At 72.0% G+C, this 19,285-nt stretch carries 17 protein-coding genes and 1 pseudogene; 5 read left to right on the forward strand and 13 right to left on the reverse strand.

The window, feature by feature from the left end; all coding sequences use genetic code 11:
• Positions 1 to 804, reverse strand: a complete 804-nt coding sequence (locus B086_RS0125840; protein ID WP_018569335.1) for an alpha/beta hydrolase — start codon at positions 802 to 804, stop codon at positions 1 to 3.
• A 399-nt stretch (positions 805 to 1,203) separates the two neighbouring features.
• Here B086_RS0125840 and B086_RS0125845 point away from each other — a divergent pair, with 399 nt between their 5' ends.
• From B086_RS0125845 to B086_RS0125855, 3 genes are all read left to right on the forward strand, one after another.
• Positions 1,204 to 1,674 (forward strand): SsgA family sporulation/cell division regulator, encoded by a 471-nt coding sequence (locus tag B086_RS0125845; RefSeq protein ID WP_018569336.1) that lies wholly within the window; start codon positions 1,204 to 1,206, stop codon positions 1,672 to 1,674.
• A gap of 155 nt (positions 1,675 to 1,829) precedes the next feature.
• A complete protein-coding gene (locus B086_RS0125850) occupies positions 1,830 to 2,891 on the forward strand; it encodes an alpha/beta fold hydrolase (protein ID WP_018569337.1) in 1,062 nt (353 codons plus the stop codon).
• 103 nt (positions 2,892 to 2,994) lie between these two features.
• Complete coding sequence (locus tag B086_RS0125855; protein ID WP_018569338.1) at positions 2,995 to 3,765, forward strand: creatininase family protein; 771 nt, start codon at positions 2,995 to 2,997, stop codon at positions 3,763 to 3,765.
• Between the two features lie 94 nt (positions 3,766 to 3,859).
• Here the strand turns inward: B086_RS0125855 and ilvC (B086_RS40805) are convergent.
• The 9 genes and pseudogenes from ilvC (B086_RS40805) to B086_RS0125900 all read right to left on the reverse strand — a co-directional run.
• Positions 3,860 to 4,600 (reverse strand): annotated as a pseudogene (gene ilvC, locus B086_RS40805) (ketol-acid reductoisomerase); the annotation flags it as partial.
• A gap of 24 nt (positions 4,601 to 4,624) precedes the next feature.
• A complete protein-coding gene (ureA, locus tag B086_RS0125865; protein ID WP_018569340.1) occupies positions 4,625 to 5,524 on the reverse strand; it encodes an urease subunit gamma in 900 nt (299 codons plus the stop codon).
• A 202-nt stretch (positions 5,525 to 5,726) separates the two neighbouring features.
• A complete protein-coding gene (locus B086_RS0125870) occupies positions 5,727 to 6,815 on the reverse strand; it encodes a branched-chain amino acid aminotransferase (RefSeq protein ID WP_018569341.1) in 1,089 nt (362 codons plus the stop codon).
• A 252-nt stretch (positions 6,816 to 7,067) separates the two neighbouring features.
• The gene (locus B086_RS0125875) at positions 7,068 to 8,111 is read right to left on the reverse strand and encodes a 3-isopropylmalate dehydrogenase (protein ID WP_026252769.1); all 1,044 of its coding nucleotides are present in this window, start codon (positions 8,109 to 8,111) and stop codon (positions 7,068 to 7,070) included.
• Positions 8,112 to 8,199: 88 nt separating this feature from the next.
• The gene (locus tag B086_RS45970) at positions 8,200 to 8,331 is read right to left on the reverse strand and encodes a hypothetical protein (RefSeq protein ID WP_018569343.1); all 132 of its coding nucleotides are present in this window, start codon (positions 8,329 to 8,331) and stop codon (positions 8,200 to 8,202) included.
• A 329-nt stretch (positions 8,332 to 8,660) separates the two neighbouring features.
• A complete protein-coding gene (locus tag B086_RS0125885; protein WP_018569344.1) occupies positions 8,661 to 9,224 on the reverse strand; it encodes a GNAT family N-acetyltransferase in 564 nt (187 codons plus the stop codon).
• Positions 9,221 to 10,141, reverse strand: coding sequence for an alpha/beta fold hydrolase (locus B086_RS0125890; protein WP_106436162.1), 921 nt, complete (start codon positions 10,139 to 10,141; stop codon positions 9,221 to 9,223). The genes B086_RS0125885 and B086_RS0125890 overlap by 4 nt, the downstream gene beginning before the upstream one ends.
• Before the next feature lie 94 nt (positions 10,142 to 10,235).
• Positions 10,236 to 11,867, reverse strand: a complete 1,632-nt coding sequence (gene pruA / locus B086_RS0125895; RefSeq protein WP_018569346.1) for an L-glutamate gamma-semialdehyde dehydrogenase — start codon at positions 11,865 to 11,867, stop codon at positions 10,236 to 10,238.
• 63 nt (positions 11,868 to 11,930) lie between these two features.
• On the reverse strand, positions 11,931 to 12,857 hold the full coding sequence (locus tag B086_RS0125900) for a proline dehydrogenase family protein (protein WP_018569347.1): 927 nt from the start codon (positions 12,855 to 12,857) through the stop codon (positions 11,931 to 11,933).
• 162 nt (positions 12,858 to 13,019) lie between these two features.
• Between B086_RS0125900 and B086_RS0125905 the strand changes: the two genes are divergently transcribed.
• Positions 13,020 to 14,240: a PucR family transcriptional regulator gene (locus B086_RS0125905; protein WP_078531198.1), complete on the forward strand. Its 1,221-nt coding sequence runs from the start codon at positions 13,020 to 13,022 to the stop codon at positions 14,238 to 14,240.
• Positions 14,241 to 14,282: 42 nt separating this feature from the next.
• Here the strand turns inward: B086_RS0125905 and B086_RS0125910 are convergent, their stop codons facing one another.
• A complete protein-coding gene (locus B086_RS0125910; RefSeq protein WP_018569349.1) occupies positions 14,283 to 14,876 on the reverse strand; it encodes a TetR/AcrR family transcriptional regulator in 594 nt (197 codons plus the stop codon).
• A 111-nt stretch (positions 14,877 to 14,987) separates the two neighbouring features.
• Between B086_RS0125910 and B086_RS0125915 the strand changes: the two genes are divergently transcribed.
• Positions 14,988 to 16,559, forward strand: coding sequence for an MFS transporter (locus B086_RS0125915; protein WP_018569350.1), 1,572 nt, complete (start codon positions 14,988 to 14,990; stop codon positions 16,557 to 16,559).
• A gap of 118 nt (positions 16,560 to 16,677) precedes the next feature.
• Here B086_RS0125915 and serA read toward each other — a convergent pair whose 3' ends face one another.
• Both serA and ilvC (B086_RS0125925) read right to left on the reverse strand, forming a co-directional pair.
• Entirely contained in the window at positions 16,678 to 18,267 is a 1,590-nt protein-coding gene (serA, locus tag B086_RS0125920) for a phosphoglycerate dehydrogenase (protein WP_018569351.1), read from the reverse strand.
• 286 nt (positions 18,268 to 18,553) lie between these two features.
• On the reverse strand, positions 18,554 to 19,285 hold a 732-nt coding region (gene ilvC, locus B086_RS0125925), incomplete at its 5' end, for a ketol-acid reductoisomerase (protein WP_018569352.1).

Genomic DNA, 19,285 nt, shown 5'->3' on the forward strand with positions numbered 1-19,285 from the left:
TCATCGGTCCGCCCCGCTCCCGTGGATTCCCTGCTCGGCGAGCCAGTCCAGGACGTGGTCGGCGACCGCCCGCCAGCCGTTGTCCACGGTCAGGGTGTGGCCGCGGTCGGCGAACTGCTTCAGGTCGCTGACCGCCACCGAGTCGCCGTACAGCTTGTAGGCGGCCCGGGTCAGGGAGTCGGGCACCACGCGGTCCTCCTGCCCCGAGATCAGCAGCAGCGGCCCGCGGGCGGTGTTGCGGACGTCGGCGACGGCACGGGGGTGCGGGGCCGGGCCGTCGTGGCCGAGATCGGTGAGCAGCCTGCGGGGCGCCGGGACGACGTAGCGGTCGTAGAGCCGGGCCGACTCCTCGGCGCCGACGGTGTTGGCGAAGACGTCCCGGAACTCCTCGGGCGACAGGGGCACCGCCGGGTCCCCGTCCGCCGTCGGCGTCCAGCGGGGGGCCCGGCCGGGCCGCGGCGGCGGCACGTCCGCGACCGGGACCGGCGCGACGGCCACCGCGGCCCGGCCGAGGCCGTGGCCGAGGAGGTGCTGCACGACGAGCCCGCCCACCGAGTGCCCGATGAGCACGGGCGGTTCGTCGAAGGACGCCGTCAGGCGCCCGAAGTGGTCCGTGAGCGCGTCGAGTCCGAGGCCCCGCAGCACCTCGGGGCGGCGGCGGGCCTCGCCCACCGTGTCGGGCTCGCCGGGCCAGCCCGGTGCCCAGACCGTGAAGCCCCGGCCGGTGAAACGGTCGGCCCACGCCTCCCAGGACAGCGCGTGGAACCACGCTCCGTGGATGAAGACGACGGGGGTACTGTTCACGGCTGGGGCCTCTCGTTCGGTCAGGCCGGGCGCACGGACCTGGCACCGCCCCCGTGGGCGGAAGACCCTGGGTGTGCCGCACAGGGAGCGGACATCCGGCACCGGCATACGGGCGACCGTTCAAGCATCGTTCAGGCCCCTCGCGGCCGGAACAGTCGAATGACTTAATGTTCCCCGCCGCCCGTACAGGGGCCGTCTCCCGGCCGCCGCGCGGGCGGTGGCGGCCCTGCCCGTCGCGGGGGTCCGGCGGCCGGACCGGGTGCGGGCGCGCGGGCCGCGGCCGCCGCCCGGCCGCGTACGGGCGGCTGTCTCGCACCGTCAACTGACTGATGTGCCGCAGTGGTGTCCGGAGCGAGAGTGAATGCCGCCAGCCCCCGCTTCACGGAAGGACACCCCGTCATGAGCGGCGACCACCAGGACGTGCGCAGCCAGTGCACCGCGTCACCGAGCCTGCCTCTGCTCCGTCTGGACATCCACCGGATGCTGGACATGCTGGAGTGGCAGGAGATCCGGGCCGAGTTCCGCTACGACCCGGACTCGCCCCTGGTCGTCACCGTCACCTTCCTCATCGAGGACGGCCCCCAGGCCACCTGGCGCATCGGCCGGGACCTGCTCCACCAGGGGCTCCACTCGATGAGCGGCGTCGGCGACATCCAGGTGTGGCCCTCACACCTGGAGGCACGGGCGACGGCCTGGTTGCAGCTCATGTCGAAGGACGTCGGGGCCCTCTTCGAACTTCCCGTTCCGCCGCTGGCGGAGTGGCTCGACCACACCTACGAGCTGGTCCCGGCCGGTACGGAGACGGGCCGGCTGGACCTGGACGGCTTCCTCGCGGGGCTGCTCGACGGCCCCGAGGTGCCGTCCGACTGACGACGGGAGATAATGAGTCACCTGTTTGACTGGTGACGGGAGCTGTGCGACAGTCATCGCGCCGTCCCTCGCGGTGATCCCACGAACAAGCCCCGGGGCCCGGTCCGCGCGCATCGCGCGCGGCGGGCACCGAGCACGCACGACGGAGGAATCACATGATCAACAGGCGGAACTTCAGCAAGGCCGTCGGCCTGAGCACGGCCGCGGCCTCGCTGGTCGGCCTCCAGGGCGTCCAGGCCGCTTCTGCCGCCCCGGGCAAGGGCGGCGCGCCGGCGCCGACCGTCCCGGACATCACCCCCGGCACCCACACCTCCTTCGCCCGGCTGAAGCAGGTCAGGGCCGGGGTGCTGGACGTCGGCTACGCGGAGGCCGGGCCCCAGCACGGCCCCGTCGTCATCTGCCTGCACGGCTGGCCGTACGACATCCACAGCTACGTCGACGTCGCCCCGCTGCTCGCGGCGCAGGGCTACCGCGTGATCGTGCCCTATCTGCGCGGCCACGGCACGACACGTTTCCTGTCCTCGCACACCTTCCGCAACGCCCAGCAGTCGGCCATCGCGCTCGACATCATCGCCCTGATGGACGCCCTGAAGATCGAGAAGGCCGTGCTCGCCGGCTTCGACTGGGGCTCGCGCACCGCCGACATCATCGCGGCCCTGTGGCCGCACCGGGTGAAGGCCCTGGTGTCGGTGAGCGGGTATCTGATCACGGATGTCGCGGCGCAGAAGAAGCCGCTGGCGCCCCAGGCCGAGTACGCGTGGTGGTACCAGTACTACTTCGCCACCGAGCGGGGCCGCATGGCGATGGTGGACAAGGACAACCGGCGCGACCTGTGCCGTCTGGTCTGGGACACCGTCTCCCCGACCTGGGGCTTCGACGACGCCACCTTCGCGCGTACGGCCCGGGCCTTCGAGAACCCGGACTACGCCGCCATCGTGATCCACAACTACCGCTGGCGGCTCGGCCTCGCCGACGGCGAACGCCGCTACGACCGGCTGGAGAAGCAGCTCGCCGCGCAGCCGTACATCTCGGTGCCCACGGTCACCCTCGACGCCGAACGCGACCCGTTCACCGCGGCGCCGGGCGACGGCTCGATGTACCGGCACTTCTTCACCGGCAAGTACGCGCACCACACGCTCAAGGGCATCGGCCACGACCTGCCCCAGGAGGCCCCGACCGCCTTCGCGCAGGCCGTCGTCGAGGCCGACCACCTCTGACCCGGGTACGGCGGGCCGCCGGGCCGGCCGGAGACATCCCCCCAGGTCCCGGCCCGACCACCCTCCTGCGTCCGACCGCCCCCTGTGAAGGAGCCCTGCCGACATGAGCGAGATCCACTGGAACCGCATGACCGCCGCACAGTTGCGCGAACTGGCGGCCGAGGACGCGGTGGTGCTGCTGCCGGTGGGGTCGACCGAGCAGCACGGCCCCCATCTGCCCACCGGCGTGGACGACCTGCTGGCGGCCGAGGTGTGCCGCCGGACCGCACACCTGGCGGCCGCGCACACCCGGGTCGTGGTGGCCCCGTCCCTCTGGGCGGGTCTGGCGGAGCACCATGTCGCCTTCGGCGGCACCTTCACCCTCAGCCTGCCCACCTACCACGCGCTGCTGCGGGACCTGTGCCGGTCCGTGCTCCGCGCCGGGTTCTCCCGGATCCTGATCGTCAACGGCCACGGCGGCAACATGAGTGCCCTCAACGCCCTCACCAACGAGCTCACCGTGGAACTGGGGACGCCGATCGCGTTCGCCAACTACTTCGGTGCCGGGCGGGAGGTGATCCGCGACACCCTGGAGACCCAGGACGCGCTGATGCACGCCTGCGAGGGGGAGACGTCCATGATGATGGCCGCCCACCCCGAACTGGTGCGCACCGAGCACCTGGACGCCGCCCGGGGACCGGCGATCACACTGCCCGCGGAGTCCACCGAACCGGTCTACCGGTTCGTGTCCTTCGACGGGATCACCGAGTCCGGGGCGGCGGGCGACGCCCGGACGGCGAGCGCGGAGAAGGGCGAGCGCATGCTGGCCGGGTGCGCGGCGGCCCTGGCCGACGCCATCGCGGGCGACCCGTGGGCCGCGGGGCCGGAGCGGTGACCACCGCACGGACCGCACGGACCTGACCCGGGACCCGGGCCCGACGCCCGCCGCGCCATGACCGGTGCGGCGGGCGTCGGGTGGTGCGCCCGCGTCAGGCGCCCTGGTCCACCCAGCTCATGAGCTTGCGCAGCTCCTTGCCGGTGGTCTCCAGCAGGTGCTCGGAGTCCTGCTTCCTGTACTCGTCGTACCGCTTGAGGCCGCCGTGGTACTCGTCCATCCAGTTCCTGGCGAAGGTGCCGTCCTGGATCTCGGAGAGGACCTTCTTCATCTCGGCCTTGGTGGCGTCGGTGATGATGCGCGGGCCGGTGACGTAGTCGCCCCACTCGGCGGTCTCGGAGATCGACCAGCGCATCTTCTCCAGGCCGCCCTCGTACATGAGGTCGACGATCAGCTTCAGCTCGTGCAGGCACTCGAAGTAGGCGATCTCCGGCTGGTAGCCCGCCTCGACCAGCGTCTCGAAACCGGCCTTCACCAGCGCGGTCGTCCCGCCCGCGAGCACGGCCTGCTCACCGAAGAGGTCGGTCTCGGTCTCCTCGGTGAACGTCGTCCTGATGACACCCGCCCGGGTCCCGCCGATCCCTCGCGCGTACGACAGCGCCAGGTCCAGCGCGCTGCCCGAGGCGTCCTGTTCCACCGCGACCAGACACGGGACGCCGCGGCCCTCCTCGTACTGGCGGCGCACCAGGTGGCCGGGGCCCTTGGGCGCGACCATGCAGACGTCGACACCCGCCGGGGGCTTGATGAAGCCGTAGCGGATGTTCAGGCCGTGCCCGAAGAACAGCGCGTCGCCGTCCTTCAGGTTCGGCGCGATGTGCTCCTCGTANCGCCCGGCTCACCTCGCGTCCTTTGGAACGGCTCATCGGGCGTCTCCTTCCGGGGCGTCGGGGGCCGGGGCGTCGGGGGCTGGGGGTGCGGGGGCCGGGGGTGCGGGGGGTTCCGCTCGGTCGGCCTGTGTTTCGGCGGCTTCGGTCCCGGCGGCTTCCGTCCCGGCGGCTTCCGTCCCGGCGGCTTCCGTCCCGGCGGCTTCCGTCCCGGCGGCTTCCGTCCCGGCGGCTTCCGGTCCCGCCGCTTCCGTCGCGGACACGCCCAGGTAGCCGCAGGCGGCGGCCCGGCGCAGGGCCTCCTGCCTGGCGCCGGGGGCGTCCAGCGGGCCGTCGACCAGTCCGGCGAAGCCGATGGCGACCCGGGCGCCGCCGATCGGCACGAGGCCCACCTCGGCGCTCTCCCCCGGCCCGAACCGCACCGACGACCCGGCGGGCACCGCGAGCCGCATGCCGTAGGCGGCGGCACGGTCGAAGTCCAGGCGCGGGTTGGCCTCGAAGAAGTGGAAGTGGGAGGTGACGGAGACCGGGACGGCGGCGGTGTTGGTGACGGTGAGGCGCAGGGCCGGCTCCGGGTCGGCGTGCTGCGGTCCGGGCAGCAGCGCGCCCGGGGCCTGTTCCCCCAGGCTGCCGCCCGCCAGCGGGTCGGTGACGATCGCGAGCCGTGAGCCGTCGTCGAAGACGGCCTCCACATGGACCTCGGTGACCACGTCGGCGACACCGGGCAGCACGTCGTCCGGGCCGAGCACCGTACGGGCGCGCTCGATCGCCTCGGCCAGCCGGGCGCCGTCGCGGGCGGCCTCGCACACCGTGTCGGCGATCAGCGCGGTGGCCTCCGGCACATTGAGCCTGAGGCCGCGGGACCTGCGGGCGCGGGCCAGCTCGGCGGCCCCGAAGAGCAGCAGCCGGTCCCGCTCGGTGGGGGTCAGTCGCACGCGGCGGCACCTCCTGGTCTTCCATCAGTTAGAACGTCACTCTAAGCGGGGAAGGCCGGAAGGAAAAGGATGTCCGCGCGCTATGACCGTTCTCACGCACATAGGTGTTTGAGCGGCGATCAAACGCAGACGCACGAGGGCCGCCGCAGACGGGTGTCTGCGGCGGCCCTCGGTGTGCGCGTGCGACGGACCGGGTCGGGTCCTAGCCGAGCCGGTGCATCCAGCCGTGCTTGTCCTCGGTGATGCCCCGCTGGATGTCCAGCAGCGCCTGGCGCAGCCGCATGCTCACCTCGCCGGGCTCGCCGCCCGACTGCTGCCACTGGGCGTCGGCCCGCTTGACCGTGCCGACCGGGGTGATCACGGCCGCCGTGCCGCAGGCGAAGACCTCGGTCAGCGTGCCGTTCTCGGAGTCGCGCTGCCACTGGTCGACCGAGACCCGGGCCTCCTCGGCCTCGTAGCCGAGGTCGCGGGCGACGGCGAGCAGCGAGTCGCGGGTGACGCCCTCCAGGATCGAGCCGCTGAGGGCGGGCGTGACGATCTTGTTCCCGTAGACGAAGTACAGGTTCATGCCGCCCAGTTCCTCGACCCACTTGTGCTCGACGGCGTCGAGGTAGCAGACCTGGTCGCAGCCCTGGGCGGCGGCCTCGGCCTGGGCGAGTAGGGAGGCCGCGTAGTTGCCGCCGGTCTTGGCGTCGCCCATGCCGCCGGGGACGGCGCGGACCCGGTCCTCGGAGGCCCAGATGGAGACGGGCTTCACGCCGCCGGGGAAGTAGGCGCCGGCCGGGGAGGCGATCACGATGAACAGGTACTCGTTGGCGGGCTTGACGCCGAGGCCGACCTCGGTGGCGATCATGAACGGGCGCAGGTACAGGGACTCCTCGCCGCCGTGCGGCGGGACCCAGTCCTTGTCCTGCTGGACGAGGACGTCGCACGCCTCGATGAACGTCTCGACGGGCAGCTCGGGCATGGCGAGCCGGTGCGCGGACGCCTGGAAGCGCCGGGCGTTCTTCTCCGGGCGGAAGGTGGCGACGGAGCCGTCGGGCTGGCGGTACGCCTTCAGCCCCTCGAAGATCTCCTGGGCGTAGTGCAGCACCGTGGTGGCCGGGTCGAGGGGGATCGGCGCGTACGGAACGAGCTGGCCGTCGTGCCAGCCCCGGCCCTCGGTCCACCCGATCGTCACCATGTGGTCGGTGAAGTGGCGGCCGAATCCGGGGTTCGCCATGAGCGCCTCGCGCTCCGCGGCGGCGAGTGGGTGGGCCGAGGGCTTGAGCTCGATCGTGGGCGTCGTCATGAGTGGGTGTCCTTCACCGAGTTGTTGTGACGGGCCGCGCTCACTCCCGCACGGCACGTGGCCGGTGCTAGGACGTCCGAGCATTCCCTCATGTCGCGGCTCCGCGTTCGATTATCGCGCGGCGGCCGTGGCGTGAGAAAACGGGGTGAATGCGGCCCTGGGTCCGATGGTGGCACCCGGCGGCGGACAGGGGGAAGCCGCCGGGCGCGGAGTGCGACCCGGCGGCTTCGAAAAGTTTCGAGAGTCGGCGGGTCAGCCGGCTACTCGTACGGCGAGCGCGTCGCCGATCTCGGCGGTGGTGCGCTCGGGCAGCGAGCCGCGCTCCGCGAGGTCGGCGGAGACGGCGTCCTCGATCCGGGTCGCCTCGGCCTCGTAGCCGAGGTGGCGCAGCAGCAGGGCGACGGAGAGCACCGTGGCGGTGGGGTCGGCCTTGCCCTGGCCCGCGATGTCCGGGGCCGAGCCGTGCACCGGCTCGAACATGGACGGGTAGGCGCCGCTCGGGTTGATGTTGCCCGAGGCGGCGACGCCGATGCCGCCGGAGACGGCCGCGGCGAGGTCGGTGATGATGTCGCCGAAGAGGTTGTCGGTGACGATGACGTCGAACCGCTCGGGCTGGGTGACCAGGTAGATGGTCGCCGCGTCGACGTGGATGTACTCGGTGGTGACCTCGGGGTACTCCTCGGCCACCTTGTTGAAGATGTTCGTCCACAGGTGACCGGCGAAGGTCAGCACGTTGTTCTTGTGGACCAGGGTGAGCTTCTTGCGCGGACGGGCCTGGGCGCGGGCGAAGGCGTCGCGGACCACGCGCTCGACACCGAAGGCCGTGTTGACGGAGACCTCGGTGGCGACCTCGTGCTCGGTGCCCTTGCGGATGGTGCCGCCGTTGCCCGTGTAGGGGCCCTCGGTGCCTTCGCGGACGACGACGAAGTCGATCTGCGGGTCACCGGCGAGCGGGGTGGCGACGCCGGGCAGCAGCTTGCTCGGCCGCAGGTTGACGTGGTGGTCGAAGGCGAAGCGGAGCTTGAGCAGGAAGCCGCGCTCCAGGACGCCCGAGGGCACCGACGGGTCACCGATCGCGCCGAGCAGGATCGCGTCGTGGCCCTTGAGGGCGTCGAGGTCGGCGTCGGTGAGGGTCTCACCGGTGGCGTGGTAGCGCCGGGCGCCGAAGTCGTACTCCTCGGTCTCCAGCTTCACATCCTGCGGGAGCGCGGCGGCGAGGACCTTGAGCCCCTCGGCCACCACTTCCTGGCCGATGCCGTCACCGGGGATCACTGCGAGATCGATGCTGCGAGACATGTCGGCACCCTACCGCTCGTCCCGAGAGCTGACACAGAGCGTCCGGGATGTGGACATGGGGGGATGACGGGGACGGGGGCGGAACGGCTCAGTGGCCGGTCTCGCCGCCGTTGTCCCGGCGGTCGAGGGCGCGCTGGAGGGCCGCGGCGGCGTTCTTGCGGTCGGACTCGCTCGTACGGGAGGCGTGGCGGACGCGGCGGCGGACGGTCGTCTCGGCCATGGGGGATCGACTCCTTCGGGAATCCTTCGGGACACCCCGCGAGGACGCGCGCGGACGCGGTCGGACACGAGAGGTCTCGAAAAGGGGAGCACCACACAGGTGCGGGACGCCGGAAGGGGCGGGGAGCGAGGCCGCAGGGGTGACCTGCGCACGGGCCCGGCTCACGACCGCCATTCGCTGGTTCCAGCGAGACGTTCGGCTTCTTCCAAGCTAAATGAGGTATGCGCGCCTGTCTGCATCATTACTCGGACGTCCTACTATCTGAGACGACGGCGCCGTCCGCACTCCGATGACACCCCATCTGACCTGCGGAAACGTCAGGGCGCCGGTCAGAGCACGTCGCCGTCGCGCCAGTCGAAGAGCAGTTCGGCATCCGGATCGGACGCGGCGGCGGGCACCGGCCACACATAGGTGGACCCCTCCTCCTCGGGCAGCCGCACCGCGCCGTCCGGGCCCAGCGCGCCGATCGGCCCGGACCAGGCCCGCCAGCCCCGGGCCGCGTAGAGGCGGGCGCCGTCGTCGCTCGCGGAGAGCGCGCCGAGGTCGTAGGCGCGGGTGACGATCCCCTCCAGGGCGTCCATGACCAGGCCGCCCAGACCGGTGCGGCGCACGTCCCGGCGTACGGCGACGGCCTCCACGTACCCGGTGCGCAGCCAGCGCCCGCGCAGCCGGACCCGGCGCAGGACGACCGAGCCGTGCGCGGCGAGCCCGTGCTCGTCGTGCACCAGGGCGTGCAGGCCGCCCAGGCAGTGGTCCCAGTCCTCGGCGTCGAAGTCGCCGTCGAAGGCGTCGTACAGCAGGGAGCGGACCGGGCTCAGCTCGGCCGCGGTGAGGTCGGCCGTGTGGGCGGTGCGCAGCCGCGCGCCGGGGCTCCGGCGCTCCGGGGCGCTCACAGCGCCGCCGCCACGGCGTCGCGGAAGGCCGCGGGTTCCTCCACCCAGGGCAGATGCCCGGCCCCGGGCAGGATCGTGCGCCGCACCCGGGGCAGGGCTGCCGCCAGGGAGTCCACGGCGGTACGGGGGCGGATGTCGAGGGCGCCGTCCACGATCGTCACGGGCACGTCGAGCCGACGACAGGCAGCCGCCAGCTCCGGTGTGCCCCAGGTGCGGGCGCGCTCCGAGGCGAGCGCGGCGGCGCAGCTCTCCGCCACCCCGAACCAGGGCTCCGCCATGCGCCGGGCGTGCGCGAGGGCGTGTTCCCGGTCGGGGAACTCGGCGGACCAGCGCAGCACCGCCGCCTCGCGCCGCTCCTCCTGCGAGCGGGGCTCCCGGCCGGTCAGCTCCCGCCAGCGGGCCAGGCGCGCGGGGTCCTCGGCGAGGCGGGCGCGGAAGTTCTTCTGGTAGGCCGGGTGCCAGCCGGCGTCCGGGCCTATGCCCGTACCGGAGACGTACACCAGGGCCGCCACCCGCTCCGGGTGGGCGAGCGCGTGGCTCAGCGCGAGCTGGGCGCCCCAGGAGTGGCCGAGCAGGGTGACGCGCGGGAAGCCGAAGTGCGCGCGTACGGCATCCAGGTCCGCGACGAACCGCTCGCCGGTCCAGGGGCCGTCGCACGGCGCCGAGCGTCCGCAGCCGCGCTGGTCCCAGCGGACCACGTCGGCCCGGTCGGCGAGCAGCGCGGCCACGTCCCCGAACATGTCCCACAGGCCGGGTCCGCCGTGGCACAGCACCAGCGGGGCGGTGCCCTGCCCGGTGCGCCAGGCCCAGAGCCGGACGCCGTCGTCCGTGATCACCTGTTCGCCGGGCGGCGGTGCCGTCCCGCCGCCGTGCCCGCCGTCCGGGCCGTGCGCGCCGTGCGTCCACGTCGAGGTCATACGGCCAGTGTGCCGGGCGGACACGCGGACGGGCCGGTCCTTTTCCGGGGACCGGCCCGTCGGCGCGTGCGGGGTGTCACCCGCGGTGCGGGTGTCAGCCCATGTGCGGGTAGGTGTAGTCGGTCGGCGCGATCAGCGCCTCCTTGATGGCGCGGGTCAGGGTCCAGCGCATCAGGTTCTGCGGGGCGCCGGCCTTGTCGTTGGTGCCGGAGGAGCGGCCGCCGCCGAAGGGCTGCTGGCCGACCACGGCGCCGGTCGACTTGTCGTTGATGTAGAAGTTGCCGGCCGCGTAGCGCAGCTTCTCCATCGTGTACGCGGCGGCGGCGCGGTCGCCCGCGACGACCGAGCCGGTGAGGGCGTAGTCGGAGACGGACTCCATCTGGGTGAGCATTTCGTCGTACCGGTCGTCCTCGTAGACGTGCACGGCGAGGATCGGGCCGAAGTACTCGGTCGTGAAGACCTCGTTCTCCGGGTCGGAGCACTCGATGACGGTCGGGCGCACGAAGTAGCCGACCGAGTCGTCGTAGGAGCCGCCCGCGACGATCGTGCAGGACGGGTCCTCCTCGGCCCGGTCGATGGCGGCCTTGTTCTTGGCGAAGGACCGCTCGTCGATGACCGCGCCGATGAAGTTCGACAGGTCGGTGACGTCGCCCATGGTCAGGTAGTCGACCTCGGCCGCGAACTCCTCCTTGAAGCCGGAGTTCCAGATGGAGGCCGGGATGTACGCCCGGGAGGTGGCCGAACACTTCTGGCCCTGGTACTCGAAGGCACCGCGGGTCAGGGCGGTCTTGAGCACCGCGCGGTCGGCCGACGGGTGGGCCACCACGAAGTCCTTGCCGCCGGTCTCGCCGACCAGGCGCGGGTAGGAGCGGTACTTCTCGATGTTGTTGCCGACCGTCTTCCACAGGTGCTGGAAGGTCTTGGTGGAGCCGGTGAAGTGGATGCCGGCCAGGTCGCGGTGGTTCAGGGCCACCTCGGAGACCTCCAGGCCGTCACCGGTGAGGAGGTTGATGACGCCCTTGGGCAGGCCCGCCTCCTCCAGGAGCTGCATGAGCAGCACGGCGGCGTGCGTCTGGGTCGGGGACGGCTTCCAGATCACCACGTTGCCCATGAGGGCGGGCGCGGTGGGCAGGTTGGCGGCGATCGCCGAGAAGTTGAACGGCGTGATCGCGTAGACGAAGCCCTCCAGCGGGCGGTGGTCCAGACGGTTCCACACGCCCGGCGAGTTGGCCGGGGGCTGCTCGGCCAGGATCTGGCGGGCGTAGTGCACGTTGAAGCGCCAGAAGTCGACCAGCTCGCAGGGGCTGTCGATCTCCGCCTGCTGCGCGGTCTTGGACTGGCCGAGCATCGTGGAGGCGGCGATGGTCTCGCGCCAGGGGCCGGCCAGCAGCTCGGCGGCGCGCAGGATGATCGCCGCGCGGTCGTCGAAGGACATCGCGCGCCAGGCGGGGGCCGCGGCGAGCGCCGCGTCCACGGCGTCCTGGGCGTCCTGCCGGGTGGCGTTGGCGTACGTGCCCAGGCGCGCCTTGTGGTTGTGCGGCTGCACGACGTCGAAGCGCTCGCCGCCACCCATCCGCTTCTCGCCGCCGATGGTGCAGGGCAGGTCGACCGGGTGGTCGGCCAGCTCCTTGAGCTTGGCCTCCAGCCGGGCCCGCTCGGGCGAACCGGGGGCGTAGCCGTGCACCGGCTCGTTGACGGGGGTGGGGACCTGGGTCACAGCGTCCATGTGTTCCGTAACTCCTTGACTTGAGCGGTGTTTCGAGCTGTACGGCGGGCGCGGTGGGCTCGCTCAGCCCTTACTGACCATCGAGCGGACGAAGAAGCGCAGGTTGGCCGGCTTCTCCGCCAGGCGGCGCATGAAGTAGCCGTACCAGTCCGTGCCGTAGGCGGTGTAGACGCGCATACGGTGGCCCTCGGCGGCCAGGCGCAGGTGCTCGTCGCTGCGGATGCCGTACAGCATCTGGAACTCGTACTCGTCGAGCTTGCGGCCGGCCGTGCGGGCCAGCTCCTGCGCGATGGAGATGAGACGCGGGTCGTGGGACCCGACCATCGGGTACCCGTCGCCGTCCATCAGCGTGCGCAGGATCCGCACGTACGCCTTGTCGATCTCGTGCTTGTCCTGGTAGGCGACCTCGGCGGGCTCCTTGTAGGCGCCCTTCACCAACCGTACGCGAGAACCGCTCGCGGCGAGGCGGCGCGCGTCGGCCTCGGTGCGGAAGAGGTAGGCCTGGATGACGCAGCCGGTCTGCGGGAAGTCCTTCCGCAGCTCCTCGTGGATGGCGAACATCGAGTCGAGGGTGGTGTGGTCCTCGGCGTCCAGGGTGACCGTGGTGCCGATCGCGGCGGCGGCCTCGACGACCGGGCGGACGTTGGCGAGGGCCAGCTCGTGGCCGCCGGGGAGGGTCTGCCCGAACATGGTCAGCTTGACGGACATCTCGACGCGCGGACCCAGGTCCAGGTCCTTGATGTGGTCGACGAGCGCCAGGTAGGCGTCCCGGGCGATGGTCGACTGCTCCGGGGTGGTGATGTCCTCGCCGACCACGTCCATGGTCAGGTCGAGGCCCTTGCCGGTGAGGTCCGCGACGATGGGGACGATGTCGTCCACGGTCTCGCCGGGGATGAAGCGGTCCACGACCTGCTTGGTCACCGGAGCCGCCGACACGAGACGGCGAATCCGGTCGCTGCGCGACGCGGCGAGAATCACGGGACCCAGCACGGGGCACCTCCACAACAGTGAGCACAAGGCCGCGACCCGACCGATCGGGAACGGCACGGAGAACCACTGTGAAAGTTAGGGATCCGTGTGATCGTCGGCCATCGACAGCTGTCACGCATCCGCGGACCCGATCTCAGACATATGTATGAAGGGTCCGCGGAAATGCGGGAGAATGCCCGGGTGACGGCGGATTACAAGGGCGACTACCAGGAGCTGATCGACGAGATCTCGGAGCTGCTGGGCGCTCCGGCCACCCTGGAGAACCGGAACTTCGAGCTGATCGCCTTCGGCACCTACGACAGCGAGGGCGACCTCGATCCCGCCGCGCTCGACCCGGTGCGCACCCGCTCGATCCTCACCCGCCGCTCCACGGCCGCGGTGCGCCGCTGGTTCGAGGGCTTCGGCATCACCCGCGCCACCGGTCCGGTCCGCATCCCGCCCACCCCGGAGGCGGGCGTCTACCGGGGGCGGATCTGCCTGCCGGTACGCCACCGGGGAGTCGTCCTCGGCTATGTCTGGCTGCTGGTGGACGACCCGGGTCCGGCGGAACCTCAGCTGACCGCGGCCATGCGGGTGACGGGGCGGATCGGGGCGCTGCTCGCCGACGAGGCGCAGCACGGCGCCGATCTCACCCGCGAGCTGCGGGCGGTGCTGACCGCCGAGCGGGGCTGGCCCCGGGACATGGCGGTGGCCGAGCTGCGGACGGCGCTGGGGCCGCGCGCGGAGGGACCGCACACGATGGTGTGCGTGGCGCCCTGGCCCTCGGCCGACCCGGACGACGCGCCCTCGGTGCGCACCCTGCCGGGCGCGACGGCCCTGTGCACCGTGCCGTGGGGGGCGGCGGACCAGTGCCTGGCGCTGCTGGTGCGGCTGCGCTCGGCGGACACCCCGACCCCGGCGGTATCGGCGGCGACCCGGCTGCTGGAGCAGGCGCCCGGCGGCGGGGCGGGGGGCACGGCGGGCGGTGCGGCGGGCGCGGCGGCCGGGATCGCCGCCGGGCGCACCGGCCTGGCCGAGCTGGGCACGGCGTGGGCGCAGGCAGTGGCGGCGGCCCGCGCGGCGCGCGCGGAACCCCGGCTCGGTCCGGTGGCGCAGTGGGCGCGCATCGGCCCGTACCGGCTGCTGACCTCGCTGACCGGCGAGGCCGCGCACGACGCGGCGGTGGCGCCGCTCCTCTCCCCCGCCCACCAGGAGCTGGCCCGTACGGCGGAGGTCTATCTGGACTGCGCCGGGCAGGCCGGGCGCACCGCCGCCGAGCTGGGCGTGCACCGCCAGACCCTCTACTACCGGCTGTCCCGGGTGGAGCAGCTCACCGGGCTCGACCTGGACGACGGCGAGGACCGGCTGCTGCTGCACATGGCGCTGAAGGCGGCGCGACTGTAGCCGCGGCCGCCGCCCGGCGCGGGCTGCCCGCCGGGACAGGTCCTAGGCGTGCTGCGCGGCGCCCGCCAGCACCCGGCGCAGGCCCTCGGTGAGCTGGTCGGCGCGGGTGGCGGTGTCCGGGTCGAAGAGCCACTGCACCATCAGGCCCTGGAGGAGGGTCTGGTAGAGGCGGCCCTCGGTGTCGACGGCCTCCTTGTCGAGATCGGCCTCGGGGACGTCGGTGAACAGCGGCAGGATGCCGGAGCGGCCTTCCTCCTGGGCCTGCGCGAGCAGCTTGCGCACCTCGGGCAGCCGGTCGCCCTGGAGGATCAGCTCCAGGCTGAGCAGCCAGGTGGGGCGGGAGGCCGGCACCGAGCGGATGATCTGCTCCCAGACCTCCTGGAACCGCTCCAGCGACCCGGGGGCCGATCCGCTCCCGGCCGCCGCCGACCAGGCGGGGCCGCCGCTGCCGCTCATCTCCTCGACGAGGGAGACATAGGCCTTCACCAGCAGCGCGTCCTTCGAGCCGTAGTGGTAGCCGATGGAGGCCAGGTTGGTCCCGGACTCCTTGACGATGTCGCGCGCGGTCGTCCGCACGAACCCCTTCTCCAGCAGGCAGCGCTTCGCGCCGTCGAGCAGATCCTCACGATGTCCCATGCCGTCCAGCCTACCCGCGGATCCATACATCCGTCCTATACGGATGACCTATACGGATGACCTATACGCCCGTACTAGACAAGCGTTTAAGACGTGTGTACATTCGTGGTCATGACGAACTCGACGAGCACGACGACCCGGGCCGGTCTCGCCGGCCGCCGCGAATGGACCGCCCTCGGCGTGCTGATGCTGCCGCTGCTGCTGGTCTCGATGGATGTCTCGGTCCTCTACTTCGCCATCCCGGCGATCAGCGCGGACCTGGAGCCCACCGGCACCCAGCAGCTGTGGATCTTCGACATCTACGCGTTCGTCCTGGCCGGGCTGCTGATGACGATGGGCTCGCTCGGCGACCGCATCGGCCGCCGCAGGCTGCTGCTGATCGGTGCCGCCGCCTTCGGCACCGCCTCCCTGGTCGCCGCCTACGCCAACAGCGCGGAGACCCTGATCGCGGCCCGCGCGGTGCTCGGCATCGGCGGTGCCACCCTGATGCCCTCGACCATGGCGCTGGTGCGCACGATGTTCACCGACCCCGGTCAGCGCGCCAAGGCGATCGGCATCTGGTCCGGTGTGATGACGGCCGGCATCGCGCTCGGCTCGGTGCTCAGCGGCATCCTGGTGCAGTACTTCTGGTGGGGCTCGGTCTTCCTGGTCAACCTGCCCGCGATGGCGCTGCTGCTGGTGCTCGGCCCGATCCTGCTCCCCGAGTCGAAGAACCCCGCCCCCGGCCGCTTCGACCTGATCAGCGTGCCGCTGTCGATGGCCGCCGTGCTCCCCGTGGTCTACGGCCTCAAGGAGATCCCCTCCGAGGGCGTCCACCCGCTCTACGTCGCCTCGATCGCCACCGGTCTGTTCTTCGCGGCCCTGTTCGTCCACCGCCAGCGCACCGCCGCCTCCCCGATGATCTCGCCCGCCCTCTTCCGGGGCCGCGGCTTCGCCCCCGCCGTCGTCCTCAACCTGATCTCCTCGTTCGCCATGATGGGCTCGGCCTTCTTCACCACGCAGTACCTCCAGTCGGTGCTCGGCAAGAGCGCGATGGAGGCCGCCCTGTGGGCGCTGCTGCCCTCGCTGCCGATCGGCATGGCGGCCCCGGTCGCCACCCAGCTGGTGCAGAAGGGCGTCAACCGGGCCTACGTCGTCACCGCCGGTTTCGCCATCGGCGCCGCGGGCTACGGGATGCTGGCCGTGGCGGGCACGGACTCCCTCTGGCTGGTCCTGGCGGCCTGCGCGGTCCTCTCCTCCGGCATCGTGATGGTGATCTCCCAGATGACCGACCTGGCGCTGGGCGCGGCCCCGGCGGAGCAGGCGGGCGCCGCCTCCTCGCTGCTGGAGACCGGCTCGGAGTTCGGCGGGGCGCTGGGCATGGCGACGCTCGGCTCCATCGGCACGGCGATCTACCGCCACGACATCCCGGCCGGTGCCCCCGCCCCGGCCCACGAGACCCTGGGCGGCGCGCTCGCCGTCGCCGGACAGCTCCCCGGCCGGACCGGAGAGGCCCTGGTCACCGCGGCCCGCGAAGCCTTCACCCACGGGATGCAGGGCGCGGCCCTCGCCGGAGCGGCCCTGCTGGTCCTGGCCGGGATCGCGGCCACGGCGACCCTGCGTCGGGTGAGCGTCCGGGCCGACGAGGCGGCCGAGGCGGTCGAGGAGACCGAGCAGGCGCAGCCCGAGAAGGTGCTCGCCTGAGCGCCGGGCGGCACGCGAAAGGCGCCGGGTGAGCTGGGAACTCCAGCTCACCCGGCGCCTTGCGGTGCCTCGCGTGAGTCTCGCCGTCGTCGGCCGGGCGGCCCCGGCCTCCGGCGCGTCAGACCAGGTTCACGGAACGGGCCGAGGTGGCCCCGATCTCCGCCGAGACCTCCGCGAGCACCCCGGCCGGAACCGTGTCGTCCACGGTCAGCACGGCCAGCGCCTCGCCGCCCACGCCCGCGCGGGCCACCTGCATACCGGCGATGTTGATGCCCGCCTCGCCGATGACCCGGCCCACCGTGCCGACGACACCGGGACGGTCCTCGTAGCGCAGGACGACCATGTGGTCGGCGAGCGCGAGGTCGACGTCGTACTCGCCGACGGCGACGATCTTCTGCACATGCTTGGGTCCGGCCAGAGTGCCGGAGACCGACACCTCCTCGCCGTCGGCGAGGGTGCCGCGCACCGTGACCACGTTGCGGTGGTCGGCGGACTCGCTGCTCGTGGTCAGGCGGACCTCGACACCGCGCTCCTGCGCGAACAGCGGCGCGTTGACGTAGGAGACCGTCTCGTCGACGACGTCCTCGAAGACGCCCTTGAGCGCGGACAGCTCCAGGACCTTCACGTCGTGCTGGGTGATCTCGCCGTAGACCTCGACGTCGAGGCGGACGGCGACCTCACCGGCGAGCGCCGTGAAGATGCGGCCCAGGCGCTCGGCGAGCGGGAGGCCCGGCTTGACGTCCTCGGCGATGACGCCGCCCTGGACGTTGACCGCGTCCGGCACCAGCTCACCGGCGAGGGCGAGGCGCACCGACCTGGCGACGGCGATGCCCGCCTTCTCCTGCGCCTCGTCCGTGGAGGCGCCCAGGTGCGGGGTGCAGACGACCTGGTCGAACTCGAAGAGCGGGGAGTCGGTGCACGGCTCCTTGGCGTACACGTCCAGGCCCGCGCCCGCGACCCGGCCCTCCTTCAGCGCCGAGTACAGCGCCTCCTCGTCGACGATGCCGCCGCGCGCGGCGTTGACGATGCGCACGGTCGGCTTGACCTTGTGCAGCGCGTCCTCGCCGATCAGGCCGAGCGTCTCGGGGGTCTTGGGCAGGTGGACGGTGATGAAGTCGGAGACCTCCAGCAGCTCGTCCAGCGTCAGCACCTTGACGCCCATCTGCGCGGCCCGCGCGGGCTGCACGTACGGGTCGTAGGCGACGACCTTCATACCGAAGGCCGACATGCGCTGGGCGACCAGGGCGCCGATACGGCCGAGGCCGACGACGCCGAGGGTCTTCTCGGCCAGCTCGACACCGGTGTACTTGCTGCGCTTCCACTCGCTGTTCTTCAGCGCGGCGTTGGCCTGCGGGATGTTGCGGGCGGTGGCGAGGAGGAGACCGCAGGCCAGTTCGGCGGCGGTCACGATGTTCGAGGTCGGGGCGTTGACGACCATCACGCCGGCCTTGGTGGCGGCGGAGACGTCCACGTTGTCCAGGCCGACACCGGCGCGGGCGACGACCTTGAGCTTGCGGGCGGCGGCGACGGCCTCGGCGTCGACCTTGGTGGCCGAGCGGATCAGGATCGCGTCGACGTCGGCGATGGCCGGAAGCAGTTCGGCCCGGTCGGCGCCGTTGCAGTGCCGGATCTCGAAGTCCGGACCGAGTGCGTCGACGGTCGCGGGCGACAGCTCTTCAGCGATGAGTACGACAGGTTTCGAGCTCACGTGAGTCCTCACAAATCCAATGCGTGCGGACGGCCGTCCCGACGGCCGCAGGCGGTGGAGTGGGCGGGATGCTAGCCGCGTGGAAGACGCACGACGCTGTGGGCCTGACGCGTTGTTGTGCAGCAGTGTAGTGGCGTCGCGTGCGTCGTATTACGCCGCTGCGGAAGGATCACCCGTCCGTGGCTGGCCGGGGTGGACAACGCCGCCGGTCCGCCGTGGGAGGCGGCGCCGCCCCGGGTGCGGCGAAGGGGCCGGAGCACCGGCTCCGACCCCTCTGCCCGGAGGCTTACGCCTCCTCGTCGACCCAGCTCATGAGCTTGCGCAGCTCCTTGCCGGTGGTCTCCAGCAGGTGCTCGGAGTCCTGCTTCTTGTACTCGTTGTACCGCTTGAGGCCGCCGTGGTACTCGTCCATCCAGTTCTTGGCGAAGGTGCCGTCCTGGATCTCGGAGAGGACCTTCTTCATCTCGGCCTTGGTGGCGTCGGTGATGATGCGCGGGCCGGTGACGTAGTCGCCCCACTCGGCGGTCTCGGAGATCGACCAGCGCATCTTCTCCAGGCCGCCCTCGTACATGAGGTCGACGATCAGCTTCAGCTCGTGCAGGCACTCGAAGTAGGCGATCTCCGGCTGGTAGCCCGCCTCGACCAGCGTCTCGAAACCGGCCTTCACCAGCGCGGTCGTCCCGCCCGCGAGCACGGCCTGCTCACCGAAGAGGTCGGTCTCGGTCTCCTCGGTGAACGTCGTCCTGATGACACCCGCCCGGGTCCCGCCGATCCCTCGCGCGTACGACAGCGCCAGGTCCAGCGCGCTGCCCGAGGCGTCCTGTTCCACCGCGACCAGACACGGGACGCCGCGGCCCTCCTCGTACTGGCGGCGCACCAGGTGGCCGGGGCCCTTGGGCGCGACCATGCAGACGTCGACACCCGCCGGGGGCTTGATGAAGCCGTAGCGGATGTTCAGGCCGTGCCCGAAGAACAGCGCGTCGCCGTCCTTCAGGTTCGGCGCGATGTGCTCCTCGTA

Origin of the sequence: Streptomyces sp. PsTaAH-124 (assembly GCF_000373685.1) — a bacterium.
Classification (GTDB): Bacteria; Actinomycetota; Actinomycetes; order Streptomycetales; family Streptomycetaceae; genus Streptomyces; species Streptomyces andamanensis.

What these genes read in the sequence shown, in the direction of transcription:
- B086_RS0125870 (WP_018569341.1), bottom strand. Translation starts at nt 6,815, where the DNA reads ATGACGACGCCCACGATCGAGCTCAAGCCCTCGGCCCACCCACTCGCC.
- B086_RS0125915 (WP_018569350.1), top strand. Translation starts at nt 14,988, where the DNA reads ATGACGAACTCGACGAGCACGACGACCCGGGCCGGTCTCGCCGGCCGC.
- B086_RS0125890 (WP_106436162.1), bottom strand. Translation starts at nt 10,141, where the DNA reads ATGACCTCGACGTGGACGCACGGCGCGCACGGCCCGGACGGCGGGCAC.
- B086_RS0125850 (WP_018569337.1), top strand. Translation starts at nt 1,830, where the DNA reads ATGATCAACAGGCGGAACTTCAGCAAGGCCGTCGGCCTGAGCACGGCC.
- B086_RS0125855 (WP_018569338.1), top strand. Translation starts at nt 2,995, where the DNA reads ATGAGCGAGATCCACTGGAACCGCATGACCGCCGCACAGTTGCGCGAA.
- B086_RS0125875 (WP_026252769.1), bottom strand. Translation starts at nt 8,111, where the DNA reads ATGTCTCGCAGCATCGATCTCGCAGTGATCCCCGGTGACGGCATCGGC.
- B086_RS0125905 (WP_078531198.1), top strand. Translation starts at nt 13,020, where the DNA reads ATGCGGGAGAATGCCCGGGTGACGGCGGATTACAAGGGCGACTACCAG.
- B086_RS0125845 (WP_018569336.1), top strand. Translation starts at nt 1,204, where the DNA reads ATGAGCGGCGACCACCAGGACGTGCGCAGCCAGTGCACCGCGTCACCG.
- pruA (WP_018569346.1), bottom strand. Translation starts at nt 11,867, where the DNA reads ATGGACGCTGTGACCCAGGTCCCCACCCCCGTCAACGAGCCGGTGCAC.
- B086_RS0125910 (WP_018569349.1), bottom strand. Translation starts at nt 14,876, where the DNA reads ATGGGACATCGTGAGGATCTGCTCGACGGCGCGAAGCGCTGCCTGCTG.
- B086_RS45970 (WP_018569343.1), bottom strand. Translation starts at nt 8,331, where the DNA reads ATGGCCGAGACGACCGTCCGCCGCCGCGTCCGCCACGCCTCCCGTACG.